Here is a 17,250-nt window from a genome sequence, read left to right on the forward strand (position 1 = left end):
TTTTTGAAATTTACTTGTTACTTATTGTAATTTCATTTAAATCGGTGTCTATGCAAAACTTCGTTCCTTCCAAAAAATCAAGCCCTAATAAACCATCATAATTTGAGAAGATTCCATGAGATAAAAAGTCATAGACTTGTATTTGAAATCTATTTTTTGTAATTCCCATTGATTTTATTTGGTGAACTTCAAAAACTTCGGATTCTACAATTCCATTTGCAGTTTCTATTTCAACCAACTCAATGGCATCTTTTAGTTCATATCCTGCTAAATACAAAGCATTGCTATCAATAGTTGTATTTGAGCAGCCAGTATCAAGAACCATTCTAAGTTTACTCTTTTTATCTAACGTAATGCTGACAATTATTAATCCACCATCAGCCATTCTTTCAAAACTGTAGGTCATTTTTTATTACTATTAAAAATCCCAGTTAATGCCCTTACAGGCTTGAAAGTACCTGTATAAATAACAGTAATAGTTTTAAAATCACTTGTTTTGTTTTTGCCAAGATAACAAACTTCTTTTTTGTCTTTGCTATGTAAAATGGGTATGCCCGACAAGACATTTAGTTCTGAATTATCCATTTTTGGATTTCCAATTAAAACCCATTCATTGGGATATAAACTTTTTATTTCATCAATATTTTTATTTAATTCGCTCATACCGTTTGAATTATTTTAATTTTTAAACAAATTTACTGCAAATATCATTCATTTTTTATTCTTTTCTTGATAAATGATGTTGCAATAGAGTTTAGAAGAAAATATGTAGTGATTAATGTGGTTTAGTTTTTTGCTGTTCAGAGAATGACTGAAACACCAACTAAATGTAGAACAAATAGGCGAACTGAGAATGATCTCTTGTAGTGGTGGAACATTTAGTCAAACAGGGATTAAAGGCGTGACCGCAGGATTAGAAATCGGTAAAACCTTTTTTCTAAACATGGCTTTGTCAGAGAAATGTCGAGCTATTTCTTGTGTTTTAACGAAAAAATCATTGATTGCTTTCCCCTCGTTATTTATATATTGATAATACTTTATAATTATATTTTGACAGTTAGGATGCTCGAATATTGTTTTTAGCATAACACCATCAGACATACCACAAGAATGCCCCATAATGACTACATCAAAATTGTCAGAATCTATAAATCTCAAAAAATTGTGATAATTGTTGGTTTGAAGATAAGCATAAGATTTTAAGAACTTTAAATAATCTTTATTTCCAGAATCTTCTATTTGTTTATATTTTGGATGAGCTTCGTCTCCATACCCAAAAATTATTGGATTTTGTTCATCAAATAATTTCCCATGTATGTAATTCACCTCTACTCTGTTTTCGTATTGTGTTAAATAAAGTTCGGGGGTTGATGTATAATTGAAATTTAGTATTTGGACATTTCCTATATCAGTATACTGCTGAATAATTTCATCAAAATGAGCTTGAATTTCCGCTTTTGGTTTGCATTCTTTTTTTATATTAATTTCTATATCCTGTAAATGTTTCTTCAAACCTTCAATTATTAGACTAAACTCTTCATTAAATTTAAAAATATCTCCCCCTGTTTCAAATAGAAAAGTGAGTAAGTCAAAATATTCACACTCAATATCAACCCACCCTTTCAATTTTTGTATATTCATTAAATGTCCAAAAAAACTATTGAGTATCTTATATTCTTTATTATTTAGATTTGCTCCAGATCTCAACAAACTATACATATCCGTTGATATTACTTTTTTATCACCTTTAGGGTTATCAAATTTTAAGTAACGAGGGTATGAGGCTAAATTTGTATCGTCTAAATTTTGGTAGATAAAATCTTTCAAAATCTGAGATATTATAAAATCTCTATAACTTGTTGATAATTTTTCATCATAAAACTTATAAATTGGCATTTCATGAGCTAAATCAAATCCATTTCCAATAAGAATTAATGTGTTATGGCGATTACTCTCAGTATTTTCTTTTGTCATAATTTGTGTTTTAATATTACTAAATATACAAAATTTTTATGAGAAAGTCAAGTCTTCCTGATATGCAAAGAATTACTCTTCGTAGAGGCATTTTGGCATCTTCTGATGTCAGTTTGAGAATAGCGTTATGGAGAATAATTACACTCGTGTGAAGTTCCAAACTTTACCCATGAATAGTTTCTGATTTTCCATAGCGTGCTATTACAGAATCTTCAAATGCTATCCATTCTCGCCAACGTTTTTCTACGTCGATACCTACGCCATATTTTCGGGCATACGTTATAAAAGTGGTATAATGTCCCGCTTCACTCTCCATAAGTTGTCTATAAAATACAGCTAATTCGGCATCACGAATATTTTCTGAAAGTAACTTGAAACGTTCACAACTTCGAGCCTCTATCATGGCTGAAAAAAGGAGTCGTTCTACTAAAGCTGATACACGACTGCCACTGTGACTTCGCTTCATATAATCGGCTAACTCTATTACATATTTATCTTTTTGCTCTCTTTTGAAAGTTAATCCTCGTTTTCTGATAATGGCATGTACCATCTGAAAATGCTCTAATTCTTCTTTGGCTAATGCCAATAAATCAGTTACCAGGTCTGGGTATTCAGGATTGTTTGTGACAATTGTGATGGCATTGGTAGCAGCTTTTTGTTCACACCAAGCATGGTCTGAAAGAATCTCTTCAATGTTTTTCTCAACAATATTAACCCATCTTGGGTCGGTAGGTAATTTTAATCTTAAAACAGACATTTTTCTCTAATTATAAATACTGCGATAAAAATAATCAAATTCCTGCTCTGCGAAGAATATTTCTTTGCAGAGGTGTTTTGACATCTCCTGAAGTAAATTTGAAAATTGCGAAGGCACTCATACGAAGTTTGTAACTTCGCACAAGACCATTAAGGTTAGGGTAATCGTTGACACATTGACTAAATTTGGAATATTTAGCCATACAAGTCTATTTCTTACTACTATTGTAAATACAATAATTTCTTGTATATTGGCTTAATTTTTAATTTTAATAATTTTTATAATGGCAAAAGGAAAAGTAAAGTTTTACAATGAATCGAAAGGCTTCGGATTTATCATCGCAAATGACAATGGAGAAGAAATTTTTGTACACGTGACAGGCTTAAAAGAGGATATCAGTGATAATGATGAGGTAGAATATGATGTTGCACAAGGCAGAAAAGGGCCTAATGCTGTAAATGTAAGAAAAGCCTAAATTTCTCAGCCAAACCGCATCGCCATCAGGGTTTTGCGGTTTGGTGAGCTTCAGTGCTTATTGCCTCTACAAGTACATCAACATTTATATCCTTTAATGATTTGAACTTAATACAATACCCGCTAATGCTTGCCTTTCCGAGTTTCTGCCCGTAAGTTTGAGCTATGTATTTTTTGTCCTCGATACCAAGAATATAAACTGAGATGCCAGTAGTATTGGCACTTATTCCAATCTTAAACCATTCATTTGTTTTTCCATTCGCATACTTGATTGTATGCATTCCGTACCCAATATTTGGGTTGGACACAGTCTTATTTTCGCTGTTTTTACCATCAAAAAACCAAAGTTTACATGCTGGAAAGGCTTGCAGTATAAGTTGATGCAATGCTTGCATTTCACCCTGCTTCGGCTCTGGTTGGCTATCAATATAGGCTTTGATTTGTTCTTGAATTTCCATTGTCAATCTAATTCTTCGCAATAAAAATGATGGATATTTAACAATTTTCGAATTTCACAAACGACATTTTCTTCACTCTCAACTCGCAAAATGTTGTCGCAGTCTTCGAGGTCAAAATTCCATTTGGCTTTTGGCAAAATGTTGTCGATATGTGGCTTAAATGCTTTTATCTGTTTTTTAGTTTTTACCGATGTTTTGAAAACAAAAATCATTTTTGTGATGAAGCAGCTAATAGACTTTCTAAGTTTTGTAAAGATGCAGTAAAGCCAAGTCGGAAGCCTTCGAGTATGCTTTCCATACGCTCGAATGATTCATTATAAACAGTAATGCTCACTTTTGTTATGCCGTTTTCTTCGCTGAAATTATAGTCCCAATCAGAGCCGTATAAGTCAGGATTTTCATTTTCGTCGGCAAAAACATTAAACATTTTGAAATTGGTCTTCGGAGTAATTGATGTGTATTTTTGAATTGCCCAACGAGCTTGTCCTTCTGGACTTATCATTGCATAAAATCTTTTGCCACCCACCTCAAAATTCATATATTTCGTTTTTGAGATAAACGGCTTGGGAGCTACCCATTGGTCGAGTAATTCTTGAGTAGTAAAAGCCTCCCACACTAAGGATAGTTCGGCAGCAAATTCTCTGGTGATGAATACCGTTTTGGCTACTTTGTCAACGGTAAAATCAAAAAATAAGTCATTTTTCATTTTTTTGTGTTTTAATTGTTGCTAATAAATTATCAAGTTGATTGAATCGAGTTTCCCAAATCTTGCGGTATTGCTCCAACCATTTGTCTATTTCTTTCATTTTTTCGATTTCAAGGGAGTAATAAATTTCTCGGCCATGATGCTCTTGTTTTACAAGTTCACATTCTGTGAGAATACGTAAATGCTTCGACACCGCTTGGCGTGTTGTGTTGAAGTTTTCGGCAATGGCATTAGGTGTCATTGACTGTAATGCAATCAAGGCAATGATGCCTCGTCTGGTTGGGTCTGCAATTGCTTGAAAAATATCTCGCCTCATTTGTTTTTTTATTTATGAAACTAATTGGTTGCAAATATATGTGCAACTTTTTGGTTTCGCAATTTTATTTTAATTTTTTTTCTGATTATTTAAATTGAATGAGGGAAGTATTATCTCGATAGACAGAATTCTATGCAAATCTTAATGTTAGTTCTACTGAGCGAAGTTGTAAACTCAGCATAGCAAAAGTTTACAACTTCGCATGCGTGAAATTTATTTCTCATTTAAACACTCAAAAACCATTCTATAAAAATCAGGGTGAGATTGCCAGGTTTGTCCAGAAACGTATTTTCCATCTCTTACCGCTTCATCTTTGCCTACAAAATTACCACCACAGGCTTCTACTTCAAATCGTACATTTTCATAGCAAGTAACGGTTTTGTCTTTGACCAAACCTGCCGCTGTCAGAATCTGAATTCCGTGGCAAATAGAAAAAACAAATTTATCAGCTTTGTCAAATTCTCTTACAATTGTGATTACTTTTTCGTTGTGTCGTAAAAATTCGGGAGCTCTTCCACCTAAAATCAGAACGGCAATATATTCCTCAGTTTTTACATCATCAAAAGCAATATTTGACTCAACAATATAACCTGGTTTTTCGATGTAGGTATCCCAGCCTGGTTCAAAGTCGTGAATAACCAAATTAAGTCTTTTTACACTTGGTGCAGCAATAACTGCTTCATAACCAGCCTCTTCAAAGCGGTGTTTGCCGTACAAACATTCGTAACCTTCACCAGCATCGCCAGTGATTATGAGTATTTTTTCTTTCTTTGACATTGTATAGTATATGGTTGAATAAAAAACAAATATAAAAATTTTCTACCACAAGCATATCATTCTTTGTTGAGGTATTTTGAAATCTATAGATGATATATTGGAGAGTGGTATTTTATATACTTCAATGAATTTTATAAAGTGAGTTTAAATGGAAGCATGTATTTGTGGCAAATATCCAGCCCTAAAAGTTTCTACATAACTATAGGGTGTCAAAACATTTACTTCTTGGTTTGGGTCAAATGCTAAAACTTTCTTATAGCCGCTAAATGACCATTCGAAAAGATTTTGTTGAAACCATAAATAAGCTTTTGAATCATCAATCAAACGAATAAAAGTGCCATCGGGCAAGGTAGATAAACTTGCTCTGAAAGTTTTTTGATGCCCGTTTTCGTCTAACCTTTCTTGATGAATAAGGGCATCAATGATGTCGATTTTAGTATTTTTTTCTAAAGCATATTGCTGAGCATTTGCCTCTAACCATAGATTTTTGAATTGTTTAAAGTCTGCATTTCGACAAAACCCACATGGACGATGACCTGCCGAAAAAGCAGTAGCTTCATCTAAGAAAAATAACTCTGTCCAGCGATTGGGGGTCATTACTTTTCTTTGAAAGTTTTTGTATGCCAATGCACAGGTTATCCAATATTTTACAGCATGATTTCTAACGATTTCCTTCTTATCGTTATGAATCACACCTCTGTTACCTGTCAATGTTCCACGCTCAGGCGTGGCAGCAAGTGTGCTAAAAGGGCTTACTCTGTTTTGTAGAGGCATAGTAGATGATTAAACTTGAACAACTTCGGTTTTTTTTACCTAAATTTTTAGCAATTCAAGAGAGTATAATAATTGTAAGAGTAAATCACTTTGAAAATCAATTCAACCTTAACAAACTATAAAAGACAAGTAGATTGAATTTAGGTAATAATTTAGAAATATTAAATAAGCAGTAATTAGAATATAAAGTAAAAATTCAGTGCTGACTTTTTTAAAGTCAGCACTGAATTAATTATTATATATCATCGCTCTATTACGATATATTTTTTTTTATGATGGGTCTATTGTTCCAAAACTATTGCTTTTTAGGGCTACTTAATTCATTCTGTTTATTAAATATACGCTCACTCGGTAAAGTTGTCTTATCCGATGGAGGGCTGCTTTTTTTTGCTTTTGAATTACTTTGATTAATTGTTGGAGTATCAGAGGCTAATACTTTCGCCGAATCTTGTTTAGAAGTTACGAAAGTCTTATTCACAACTGGAGCTGGTGTATCACTTGCTAATTGAGCATCAGCATTTTCAAAACAAAAAACAAAAGCGGTTAAAAATAAACTTTTCAATAGTATTGAATTTTTCATATCTTTTTTATTTACTAATTATTATCTAACATTAACTAAAACCTTGATTTTACCAACTCCTTCGTTATTATAGTCCTGTAAAGCTTTACCAATAAGCTGTCCAACTTTTATTTTTGATAAATCACCTTTCATTGCTACACCACTTTGTGAAGAAGTTACTAAAAAATCACCTCTTTTAATTTCACCTCCTTCCAAACATACTTTTGTAGGAATGACCCCAACTACGCCTAACGGAATTTGATCAGACTCCAAATTATCAATACTTTCTTCTGTTAATAAAACACCTGGCTTAGTAGCATAAACACCAACCACTAAATTAGAATATGCACCATCTGATTTGGCAAGGGTACGGTCATTATTTATGGAAATTATCATTACATCTCCTGCTTCATAATTTTTGCGATTTCCTTCCACTTCGAAAGCCTCAGCAATATCTGCACCACTGCTTTGTGTACCCCCATTAAAAAAGCCTTTGCCTGTTGCATCTATTCTGGCAACATTTGCTCCAGATTTTTTAAGAACTACCAAATTACTTGTCGAATTACTTAAAACTTGCAGTACATCGCTTGTATTTGCTGCATTGACATTTTCAAATCGACCAGCTATATTGACCCCTCCACTAATGCCTGCTTGACCTAATACACCAATTGCACCTGATCTAGTTACAAATCCTCGTACTCCATACCCATTCATCATATCATTTCTACCAACCACAGCTCCTACGCCACCCCCATCTCTGTTTGGATCACTATGAGAAGCACGTCCAACCACAGCTTCACCACCACCACCATTATCTCCAATCACACCTGCTGCACTTATAGAACTTGTAATCCCCCAAACCCCATTTCCACCAGAAGATGTAGCAAACACACCTGGACCTACTCCGCTATGTGTAACATCTACACCTCTACCTCCATTTGATGCATTGGTAAGTTTTACAGTCAGCCCACTTCCAATTCCATTAGTGGCAGCTTGGAGTACATCGCTTGTATTTGCTGCATTGACATTTTCAAATCTTCCACCTACGCCTGTGCCACCACTAATACCGGCCTGACCAAGCACGCCAATGCCAGTTTTTGTATTAAATCCCCTTACGCCATAACCTGCACCATCATTTCGACCAACAACAGCACCAACACCAACACCCCCTTGATTTCTTCCTACTACTGCTTCACCAAATGTATTGTCTCCAATCACACCTGCAGCACTTATAGAACTTGTAATCCCCCATACTCCATTACCACCAGTAGATGTAGCAAATACCCCTGGTCCTACACCGCTTTGTGTAACATCTACACCTCTTGCTCCATTTGAGGCATTGGTAAGTTGTATAGAAAGACCACTCCCAATACCACTATGTGCAACATTTATACCACTGGAGGTATTTGATGTATTAGTAAGTGCTAAAATAAGACCCTTTCCAGTACCAGCTGAGCTGATGCCAACAGCATTGCTGGTATTTGCAGCATTGGTAATTGAAAAATCTGCAACCATACCAGTATTGCTTACGCCAGAAATCGCTGTGCCGTTGGCACTATTGCCATAAAGCCCAAAGCCACTTGTTGAGTTACCATATACGCCAATTCCTGAAGGGGTTATCCCATATACGCCCCAACCACTTCCAGCCTGAGAACCATAAACCCCAATTCCTAAGCCACTTGTTCCGTTATTTTGTCCTCTCACACCAGCAGAAAATCCACCAGGAGCAGTTGATAAGATTGTGCCTTTAATTGCGTAATCATTTGCATTTGTACTTGGGTTTATTCCCTCAATAATACTTTGGGCAAAAATATTGTAGCTTGTAGCAAATAGAATAAAAGTTGTAAATAGTCTTTTCATTGTCTATAGTTTTTAAATTATGTTCGATAGCAAAATATATTTTATGATAAACTTAGTTTGGATAAAAGTCAAAAACAAAATAATGTAAAGCAAAATGCCGAATATTTTACTAAACGGTTTGCAAGTAATGTTTTTTTCGATATTTCAATTAAAAAAAAACTGAATGTTATTAGTTGTTTATAATGGCATCGAGTGATTGATTCTTAAATTAATAGGCAATCAATTTTTAACCCAATCCAACAAAAAAAAGCTAAAAACCACCACATTTATCAAAATATTTTGGAAATTGAAGCCAATTCAACCTTAACAAACAATATAAAGATAAACAGATGGAAATAATTGAGTTTTTGTATAACGAACTTATTGGCTTTTTAGGCTTACGTGGTACTTTAGAAATCTTAAAATCAGGCGATTTTAGTGCATTTTTGACTTTTGATGGTATGAAAACTGCTATTGGACCAATCTTGCCACTACTGCTTGTACTCGAATTAATCAATGGCCTGATTCTCAAAAATCCTCATACTAAAGTGTATAAAATTACCTTCCTGATTTATATACTCAATCGTTTTATTGGCCGATTTATTTCTATTGGAGCAATTTCGTTTTTGATTGCTACGCTACAACCTTACGCTCCTTTTCAAACTACTTTTACTTGGTATTGGCTTATTTATGGTTATATCGTTTGGGAATTTTCGCATTTTGTGTATCATTTTTTGGGGCACAAAGTTCGTTTGTTTTGGTGTTTGCATTCAACACATCACACACCTGAAAACATGAATTTGTCAGTTTCTCATGCACATTTTTTCCTTGAAGGGCCTTATGCTGATGTCATTCGTGGCTCGATTTGTATCATTTTGGGTATTCATCCTGCACTTTTATTCTTTATTATGTTTATTGATGGTACTTATGGAATGTTTATTCATGTGGGTGAAAATTTGATGAAAAATGGCAAAATGGGCTTCTTGAATAATATCATTCTTACCCCTTCGCACCACCGTGTGCATCATGCCCGAAATCCGCTTTATATGGATACCAATTTTTGTAATCTTTTGAATATTTGGGACAAGGTTTTTGGTACTTATCAACTTGAAAAAGACGAAGTGAAAATCGAATATGGCATTACAAGACCAATGGATTCGGGAAATCTTTGGGATGCCTATTTTGGTGAATTCATCGCTTTATTCAAAGATATTTGGGCAGCTCCAACACTAAAAGATAAAATTTTATATATTTTTATGCCACCAGGTTGGCATCACTCGGGACAACACAAAACAGCCTCTGTTGTTAGAAATGAATATTTGGCTAATAATAAATTTTAATCAGTAAATTACACAAAATCAACACTCAAATGTTAATGAAAAAGCTCCTTTTTTCTGCGTTACTGTTTGTCTGCTTCTCGATACAAGCACAAATGAAAGCAGAAGACGTAAAAACTTTCACCCTCAAAAATGGAATGAAATTTCTGGTGGTAGAAGACAGTTCTATTCCTAATGCCAATATGTATTTATTTTACAAAGTTGGTAGCCGAAATGAATACCAAGGCATTACGGGACTTTCGCACTTTTTTGAACACATGATGTTCAACGGAGCGAAAAAATACGGCCCAAAAATGTTTGACCGAACAATGGAATTCAATGGTGGAGCAAATAATGCCTATACTACTGAAAACGTAACAGTTTACACCAACTGGTTTCCATCGTCAGCCACCGAAGTGATTTTTGACTTAGAAGGCGACCGAATTGCCACCCTAAGCATCGACCCAAAAATGGTTGAAAGCGAAAGAGGCGTAGTATTGAGCGAACGTAGCACAGGCTTAGAAAACTCCAAGTGGGAATTATTGTCGCAGTCAGTTCAAGCAACTGCTTTTCAAGAACATCCTTACCATTGGCCAGTCATTGGTTATGAAGACGACATGAAAAACTGGAAACAGTCCGATTTGGAGCGTTATTTCAAGACTTATTACGCCCCAAATAATTGTGTAACTGTAATTTCGGGAAATGTAAAATTTGATGAGGTAAAAAGATTGGCTGAGAAATACATTGAGCCAATTGCTGCTCAACCTGAGCCTCCAAAAGTAATGATTGTTGAGCCTCCACAAACGGGTGAAAGACGAATTTTGGTTCAAAAAGATGTTTCTACACCTTCGGTGATGATTGCCTATAAAATTCCAGCAACCAAAGACGAATCGTACTATGCTTTAACGATTTTGAGTGATGTTTTGAGCAGTGGAAAATCATCTCGTTTATACAGTTCATTGGTAGATAAAAAGCAAATGGCTACCCAAGTTTTTACCAATTTTGGCGAAAGTTTCGACCCAACTTTATTTGGTGTTTATGCCATTGCGGCAGCAAAAGTAAATGAAAATGACTTAGAAAAGGCCATTTATGAAGAAATTGAGAAAATAAAGAAAGACGGTATTACGGAAAATGAATTGCAAAAAATCAAGAACCAAAAACTCATGGAGTTTTATGGACAGATAGAAACAATCAACGGAAAATCGAATAATATTGGCACGTATGAAGTTTTCTTTGGTGACTACAAAAAGATGTTTGATGCTCCCGTAGCTTTCAACAATGTGACAGTTGAAGACATCAAAAATGTCGCTAAAAAATATTTTACCAAAAGTAACCGTACGGTGGGTATTTTGAAAGCTAATACTGAAGAATAATTTTTAACCAATCATTTTACAGATAAAGTTTTATCACTTATCTCGAATCTCTTGTCTTAACATGAACAAATACATAAAACAAGTGTTTACAGCGGCAGTTCTATGCCTGAGTAGCACATATATTTTAGCACAAGGCTATCAATTGCCTAAGTATGAAAAATTTAAATTACCCAATGGACTTACGGTTTATTTAATGGAACAAAAAGAAGTTCCTGTAATGAATGTCTCCATTGTTATTCCAGCAGGGGCAATTTATGATGGAACTAAAGCTGGTCTTGCTTCTTTGACCGCAACGGCATTAAAGCATGGCACAAAAAACTATCCAAAAGCAAAATTAGATGAAGAATTAGATTTCATCGGGGCGAGTGTCAATACTTTTGCCTCGAAAGAATCGGCAGGAATCTCGGCTAAATTTGCAGCCAAAGACAAAGATAAAGTCTTGGGAATTGTCAAAGAAGTATTGCTCGATCCCATTTTTGATGGTATGGAGTTTGAAAAAGAAAAGAAACGCTTGTTGACTAATTTAGACCAGCAAAAAGAAAGTCCACGTTCAGTTTTGCCTGCGTATTTCGATAAATTTATGTACGGCAGCCATGTGTATGGAAATGTGATTCAAGGCAAAAAGTCAACAGTTGGTCCGTTGGCAGTTGAAGACATAAAAACGTTCTATAAAGACAATTATTTGCCCGAATCATCGGCAATTGCTGTGGTAGGCGATTTTAATAGTGTAGAAATGAAAGCTACACTTACAAAATTGTTTTCAGAATGGAAAAAAAGTACAAAACCACAAGTAAATCTTGCTTCAAAACCAATCACAAAACCTACCGCTAATAATGTTTTGTTGATAAATAAAGATGATGCCCGTGAAACAACTTTTAATATCGGAGCAATGGGTATTAGTCGAAATAACCCTGATTTTGTGGCAATAGATGTCGTAAATACGCTTTTTGGTGGAAGATTCACTTCTATGCTCAATGATGAACTTCGTGTAAATACTGGTCTGACTTATGGTGCAAGTAGCCGTTTTTCACCTCTGAAAAATGGTGGTACATTTGCTATTTCAACATTTACTGCCAATAAAACCACAGAAGCGGCTATTGACAAAGCTTTAGAAGTATTGAATAATTTGCACAAAAATGGCATTGACGAAAACTCATTAGCTTCAGCAAAAAACTATGTAAAAGGTCAATTTCCTCCTCGTTACGAAACTGCTGGACAATTGGCAGGATTACTTACGCAGATGTTTTGGTATAATTTCGATGAGTCTTTTATCAATAATTTTGAGAAAAATGTGGACGGTTTGACAGTAGAAAAAGCTAAATCTATCATTGCAACGTATTTCCCGAAAGATAAATTACAGTTTGTGATAGTCGGAAAATCGGCAGAAATAAAGAAGATTGTAGAGAAATATGGCACAGTTACAGAAGTGCAGATAAAAGATGAAATAAAAGATTAGTTTGGATATGTCATGAAGAAAATTCTAATCATTGGCTCGACGGGTTTGCTTGGCAAACCCGTTACCAAAGCCCTCATCGAAGCAAATTTTGACATTACACTTTTGGTGAGAGACAAAACTTTGGCTGAAAAGCTTTTTCCAAAAGCTCGAATCATCAAAGGTGATGTACAAAATCGTGCTGATATTGAAGCTGCCATGCAAGGACAAGAAGCCTTATTTTTGAGTCTTTCGGTAAAACAAACCGAAAAAGAATCAGATTTTCATACTGAAGGAGAGGGGATTGATTTGATTATTGATGTTGCTAAACAATTGAAAATCAAAAGAATAGCTTATCTTTCTTCTCTGGTTCATTTGTATCAAGGCATGAATGGTTTTGATTGGTGGATTTTTAGAATCAAGCAAGAAGCTGTACGGAAAATCAAAGAATCAGGCATTGCTTATACGATTTTTTATCCTTCTACTTTTATGGAAAGTATTTTTTACCAATCAAAACAAGGCAGTATGATTGCTCTGGGAGGGAAATCTGAATATCCATTATACTATATTGCTTCCGAAGATTATGCTCGCCAAGTCGTAAATTCTTTCAAAATTTTGACACATGAAAGCCGAGATTATGTGGTACAAGGTTTAGAGGCTTTTAAACAAGATGAAGCGGCTAAAATTTTCATTCAATTTTACAAAAAAGAAAAACTTCGCACCATGACCGCTCCTATGTTTATCATGAAATTGATGGGTTTGTTTAGCCAAAAATTTGATTATGGTTATCATATCGTAGAGGCTCTGAATAAATATCCTGAGAAATTTGAAGCACAAAAAACTTGGGATGAATTGGGCAAGCCAAGCATTACTTTAAAGGAATTTGCTAAAAAACTATGACTTTTTCTTACAAAATCTTGTTATTTGTTAGATTATGAGGAAAAGTAGGCTTTGGTGGTGGTGAAACGCTAAGTCCTTTTCTACGTAAAATTTCTAACTTGAGACTCTCCTCTCCCTTTCTCATCGCCCATTCATGGTTTGCTGAAAAAGCAGGTTTCATCAACCAAGAAAGTTTTTTCAAAAGTGGTTTTTTAGCTTCGATTCGCCAATCATAAGTAACATTGCATGTTTGATTTTCGGTAGATTCAAAAGTCCATTTTCCATGACCGATAAAATCTCCAAGAGCTTCAATTTCAATGGTTTGTGGTTTTTGAACATTGACGACACGAAATTTCCAACGAAGCGTATAAGGCAACCAACCTTTGGTATAAAGTTCGATAAGTTTATTAAGCCCGGCTTCATTGCCTTTGTCCAAAATCTTAATATCTAAATAAACGGCTGGCCACCAATCAACGAGTTTCGCTGAATCGCTGATAATCGCATAAACTTCTTCGGGTGTGGCATCAATTTGCCAGTTTGATATGAAATGATAAGAGGAGGCTGACATGATATTTGGCTGGTTTTAACAAAATTTAGACATATATACGTAGTGATTTTTATTTTAGTTTTTCAGAAAATAAAAAATCACTAACAAATATTTTAATGTCTTTTTTGTGTAAAGCTTTTTTTAAGTATGCGATGTATCATCTCCAAACAAATTATCTATTTTATTACCATTAATTTTTGTACATTCTCTTTTCTAAGGTCAATTTGCTTGAAATCTTTGGTTTTGATGGCAAGTTCTCGGTCAACAAATCCTAAGCACGAAAAAGCACTATTTTGATTAATTTCTGCCCTCACATTGCCAAAAACACAATTATCATCCATCACATAATTGCATGAATTATTGGTATAAAGTTCGACTTTATCAATATGACAAGAATAAAATCGAATATAGCTACTTTTACTATCAACCTTGAGCTGCTCGATATTGAAATAAGAGAAAAATGTTTGACTGGCTTCGCCACTATAATATTTTATATCAGGAGCATACACATAAATTTGTTTATAAACAGGGTTTTCTTTAGTTGATTTTGGTGTTTTATTGGCATGAATAATTAAAGTATCGCCTCTGTAAGTCATGTCAACATATTTCATATAAGATTGATGAAACTTGATGGCGTATTTTTCGCTGGGTTCAAAATAAATCTTCACTGGCCCTAAATCACTTTCTAAAACAACATTTTTGAATGGTTGTGAAGGAATGGTTTTATAGTGTGTTGGCTGAACAAGGGTATCGTACTCAGCTTGAACTTTGGTTTTTGAGTTCGGGCTTGTATAAGAAGAATTTTCAAAGAAATACCAACCTAAGCCGCCAATCGCTCCCCAACCTATAATTGATATGATAATCAGTATTATTCTGTGTTTTTTGTCCATTCTATTTTTGATCAAAGGAAATATAAACATAATCAAAAATAATTGATATGCACAAAAAAAGTTGATTAACACCAGACAAAAAGATTAATTTCTCAATCTATTTTTATTCTATATTTGCAAAAACCTTTTGCATAGCTCAACTAATTTTTCTCAAAGAATGAAAAAAAGTGTCATTTTAATAGTCATTTCTTTTATTTTCTTCACCACAAAAGCCCAAAAATGGGAACGAATTTCGAGCGAAGATGGTACGATCCCACTTTCTTGGAAAACTACCCAACAAACTGCATCATTGGCTGTTGATATTGACAATGATGGCATCGAAGAATTTGTAATTTGCGGACGTGGACAAACGTCTGCGATTATTTATTTCAAATTCGACCGTGCCATTGGTTGGCGTGAATTTGCTGTCGAAAAAGAATTGCTATCTGTCGAAGCAGGGGGCACTTATTATGATATTGACAATGACGGAGACAAAGATTTAGTTTTTGGAGGAGATTATCAAAGTAATAAAATTTGGTGGTGGGAAAATCCAGCTCCTTTTTTCAATCCAAATGTGCCGTGGCATCGCTACGAAATCAAAACAGATGGAGCACTGCAGCACCATGATATGGTTTTTGGAGATTTCAAGCAAATCGGTAAAGCTCAATTAGCTTTTTGGAATCAAGGAGCAAAAACACTTTTTATTGCGAATATTCCTACGGAAGTTCGTAAAGATAAATGGGTTTTTGAACCAGTTTTTTATGCTGAAGGAAATATTAAAAATACGGAAGGTTGTGCAGCTGCTGATATTGACGGCGATGGTAATAAAGATTTGATTGCGGGAAATTATTGGTTCAAATATATTGATGGAAAATTTAAAGCAACCAAAGTAGGAGAGGAAGGTGGAAGAGTAGTCGCTGCAAAATTTAGAGCAGGCAAGAAAATGCAACTACTATTTTCATCGGGTGATAAAAATGGAAAATTAATGCTTTATGAATGTACAGGAAATGCTGAAGTTTCTGCTAACTGGAAAGGTAGAGATTTGATAGGCAGAGAATTGAGTCACGCTCATACGCTTGAAGCTACGGATATTAATGACGATGGGAATCTCGATATTTTCTGTGCCGAAATGGTAAAATGGGACGAGAAATCTGCAACTGACAATAACCCAAATGCCGAAGCCTTTATATTATATGGTGATGGTAAAGGCGGATTTACAAAAATAACTTTCCAACAAGGAATTGATTTTCACGAAGGAAGAGTAGTTGACATAGATGGTGACGGCGATTTAGATATCATTTCAAAACCATATAATTGGAAAACTCCAAGGTTGGAAATGTGGCTGCAAAATGGCACAGGAGAAAAACAACCGAATATTAGTAAAGTTCTGAACGACCGTATCGGACTTGAATTGTATAGCTTACGTGATTATTTTAAAAACGATGTGCCAGGAACATTGGCTTATGTGAAAAGTTTAGGCATAAACGAGGTCGAAGTTGCTGGTACTTACGGCATGATAACTGAAGACTTTAAAGCTGAATTAGATAAAGCAGGACTAAAACCTTACAGTACATTATTGGATTTTAACCTTTTTCGAGATAGCCTTGATAAAGTTGTGGCTATATGTAAGGCTTTGGGTGTCAAATATGCTGGCACAGCATGGATTCCGCATGTAGGCAATAAATTTGAGCGTGAAGATGCCGATAAAGCTATCAAGGTTTTCAATAAAGCAGGCGAAACTTTGGCAAAAGCAGGTATTCATTTTTATTATCATTGTCATGGCTTTGAATTCAAACCAAGCGAAGAAGGTACACTTTTCGATTATATGGTTCAGAAAACTAATCCTGAAAATGTCAGTTATGAATGTGATGTTTATTGGGCTTTTCATGGCGGACAAGACCCAGCCTTATTATTAAAAAAGCACAAAGGTCGTTTCATTGCTTTGCACATCAAAGATATGAAAATTGGCCAAGAAACGGGCGAATTGACAGGGGGAACTCCATTAACATCAGATGTAGCAGTAGGGACAGGTCAGTTAGATTTTAAGAAAATCTTGCGAGCCGCCATTCAAACTGGCGTAAAATTCTATTATATTGAAGATGAAAATGATGAAGTAAAACAGCATTTACCAGTTACATTACGATATTTGAGAAATTTGAAATAGGATAGTTTTTATTGAATGTGAGGAATTCATGCTGTT

Annotated in this window: 21 protein-coding genes; 6 read left to right on the plus strand and 15 right to left on the minus strand. The window is 34.7% G+C overall.

Going from position 1 to position 17,250, the window contains the following annotated elements:
• Positions 1–10 precede the first annotated feature (10 nt).
• From ACQUQZ_RS02695 to ACQUQZ_RS02715, 5 genes are all read right to left on the minus strand, one after another.
• On the minus strand, positions 11–406 hold the full coding sequence (locus ACQUQZ_RS02695; protein WP_435353203.1) for an aspartyl protease family protein: 396 nt from the start codon (positions 404–406) through the stop codon (positions 11–13).
• The gene (locus tag ACQUQZ_RS02700; protein ID WP_435353204.1) at positions 403–663 is read right to left on the minus strand and encodes a hypothetical protein; all 261 of its coding nucleotides are present in this window, start codon (positions 661–663) and stop codon (positions 403–405) included. The genes ACQUQZ_RS02695 and ACQUQZ_RS02700 overlap by 4 nt, the downstream gene beginning before the upstream one ends.
• Before the next feature lie 219 nt (positions 664–882).
• Positions 883–1,974, minus strand: coding sequence for an AbiH family protein (locus ACQUQZ_RS02705; protein ID WP_435353205.1), 1,092 nt, complete (start codon positions 1,972–1,974; stop codon positions 883–885).
• Between the two features lie 163 nt (positions 1,975–2,137).
• Positions 2,138–2,731, minus strand: coding sequence for a tRNA-(ms[2]io[6]A)-hydroxylase (locus tag ACQUQZ_RS02710; protein WP_435353206.1), 594 nt, complete (start codon positions 2,729–2,731; stop codon positions 2,138–2,140).
• Positions 2,732–2,765: 34 nt separating this feature from the next.
• Positions 2,766–2,933: a hypothetical protein gene (locus ACQUQZ_RS02715; RefSeq protein WP_435353207.1), complete on the minus strand. Its 168-nt coding sequence runs from the start codon at positions 2,931–2,933 to the stop codon at positions 2,766–2,768.
• 81 nt (positions 2,934–3,014) lie between these two features.
• Here ACQUQZ_RS02715 and ACQUQZ_RS02720 point away from each other — a divergent pair, with 81 nt between their 5' ends.
• Complete coding sequence (locus tag ACQUQZ_RS02720) at positions 3,015–3,206, plus strand: cold-shock protein (protein ID WP_435353208.1); 192 nt, start codon at positions 3,015–3,017, stop codon at positions 3,204–3,206.
• A 25-nt stretch (positions 3,207–3,231) separates the two neighbouring features.
• Here ACQUQZ_RS02720 and ACQUQZ_RS02725 read toward each other — a convergent pair whose 3' ends face one another.
• The 8 genes from ACQUQZ_RS02725 to ACQUQZ_RS02760 all read right to left on the minus strand — a co-directional run bounded on the left by ACQUQZ_RS02725 (position 3,232) and on the right by ACQUQZ_RS02760 (position 8,655).
• Positions 3,232–3,663, minus strand: coding sequence for a DUF1801 domain-containing protein (locus tag ACQUQZ_RS02725; protein ID WP_435353209.1), 432 nt, complete (start codon positions 3,661–3,663; stop codon positions 3,232–3,234).
• 2 nt (positions 3,664–3,665) lie between these two features.
• Positions 3,666–3,875, minus strand: a complete 210-nt coding sequence (locus ACQUQZ_RS02730; RefSeq protein WP_435353210.1) for a hypothetical protein — start codon at positions 3,873–3,875, stop codon at positions 3,666–3,668.
• On the minus strand, positions 3,872–4,369 hold the full coding sequence (locus ACQUQZ_RS02735) for an SRPBCC family protein (RefSeq protein WP_435353211.1): 498 nt from the start codon (positions 4,367–4,369) through the stop codon (positions 3,872–3,874). Before ACQUQZ_RS02735 ends, ACQUQZ_RS02730 begins: the two co-directional genes overlap by 4 nt.
• On the minus strand, positions 4,359–4,685 hold the full coding sequence (locus tag ACQUQZ_RS02740; protein WP_435353212.1) for an ArsR/SmtB family transcription factor: 327 nt from the start codon (positions 4,683–4,685) through the stop codon (positions 4,359–4,361). The genes ACQUQZ_RS02735 and ACQUQZ_RS02740 overlap by 11 nt, the downstream gene beginning before the upstream one ends.
• 213 nt (positions 4,686–4,898) lie before the next feature.
• Positions 4,899–5,462: a DJ-1/PfpI family protein gene (locus ACQUQZ_RS02745; protein WP_435353213.1), complete on the minus strand. Its 564-nt coding sequence runs from the start codon at positions 5,460–5,462 to the stop codon at positions 4,899–4,901.
• Between the two features lie 144 nt (positions 5,463–5,606).
• Complete coding sequence (locus ACQUQZ_RS02750; protein ID WP_435353214.1) at positions 5,607–6,236, minus strand: hypothetical protein; 630 nt, start codon at positions 6,234–6,236, stop codon at positions 5,607–5,609.
• A gap of 295 nt (positions 6,237–6,531) precedes the next feature.
• Positions 6,532–6,816, minus strand: coding sequence for a hypothetical protein (locus tag ACQUQZ_RS02755; RefSeq protein ID WP_435353215.1), 285 nt, complete (start codon positions 6,814–6,816; stop codon positions 6,532–6,534).
• Between the two features lie 21 nt (positions 6,817–6,837).
• Positions 6,838–8,655, minus strand: a complete 1,818-nt coding sequence (locus ACQUQZ_RS02760; protein WP_435353216.1) for a beta strand repeat-containing protein — start codon at positions 8,653–8,655, stop codon at positions 6,838–6,840.
• Between the two features lie 329 nt (positions 8,656–8,984).
• Here ACQUQZ_RS02760 and ACQUQZ_RS02765 point away from each other — a divergent pair, with 329 nt between their 5' ends.
• The 4 genes from ACQUQZ_RS02765 to ACQUQZ_RS02780 all read left to right on the plus strand — a co-directional run bounded on the left by ACQUQZ_RS02765 (position 8,985) and on the right by ACQUQZ_RS02780 (position 13,655).
• On the plus strand, positions 8,985–9,974 hold the full coding sequence (locus tag ACQUQZ_RS02765) for a sterol desaturase family protein (RefSeq protein ID WP_435353217.1): 990 nt from the start codon (positions 8,985–8,987) through the stop codon (positions 9,972–9,974).
• A gap of 35 nt (positions 9,975–10,009) precedes the next feature.
• Complete coding sequence (locus ACQUQZ_RS02770; protein ID WP_435353218.1) at positions 10,010–11,323, plus strand: M16 family metallopeptidase; 1,314 nt, start codon at positions 10,010–10,012, stop codon at positions 11,321–11,323.
• A 61-nt stretch (positions 11,324–11,384) separates the two neighbouring features.
• A complete protein-coding gene (locus tag ACQUQZ_RS02775; protein WP_435353219.1) occupies positions 11,385–12,779 on the plus strand; it encodes a M16 family metallopeptidase in 1,395 nt (464 codons plus the stop codon).
• 12 nt (positions 12,780–12,791) lie between these two features.
• The gene (locus ACQUQZ_RS02780) at positions 12,792–13,655 is read left to right on the plus strand and encodes an SDR family oxidoreductase (RefSeq protein ID WP_435353220.1); all 864 of its coding nucleotides are present in this window, start codon (positions 12,792–12,794) and stop codon (positions 13,653–13,655) included.
• Positions 13,656–13,662: 7 nt separating this feature from the next.
• On the opposite strand, the gene ACQUQZ_RS02785 is transcribed toward ACQUQZ_RS02780, so the two are convergent.
• Positions 13,663–14,202, minus strand: a complete 540-nt coding sequence (locus ACQUQZ_RS02785) for an SRPBCC family protein (protein ID WP_435353221.1) — start codon at positions 14,200–14,202, stop codon at positions 13,663–13,665.
• Between the two features lie 155 nt (positions 14,203–14,357).
• Complete coding sequence (locus tag ACQUQZ_RS02790) at positions 14,358–15,071, minus strand: hypothetical protein (protein WP_435353222.1); 714 nt, start codon at positions 15,069–15,071, stop codon at positions 14,358–14,360.
• 157 nt (positions 15,072–15,228) lie between these two features.
• Here ACQUQZ_RS02790 and ACQUQZ_RS02795 point away from each other — a divergent pair, with 157 nt between their 5' ends.
• Entirely contained in the window at positions 15,229–17,214 is a 1,986-nt protein-coding gene (locus ACQUQZ_RS02795) for an FG-GAP-like repeat-containing protein (protein ID WP_435353223.1), read from the plus strand.
• Positions 17,215–17,250: the final 36 nt, after the last annotated feature.

The organism is Emticicia sp. SJ17W-69, from assembly GCF_051209875.1.
In the GTDB taxonomy this organism is placed as follows: domain Bacteria; phylum Bacteroidota; class Bacteroidia; order Cytophagales; family Spirosomataceae; genus Emticicia.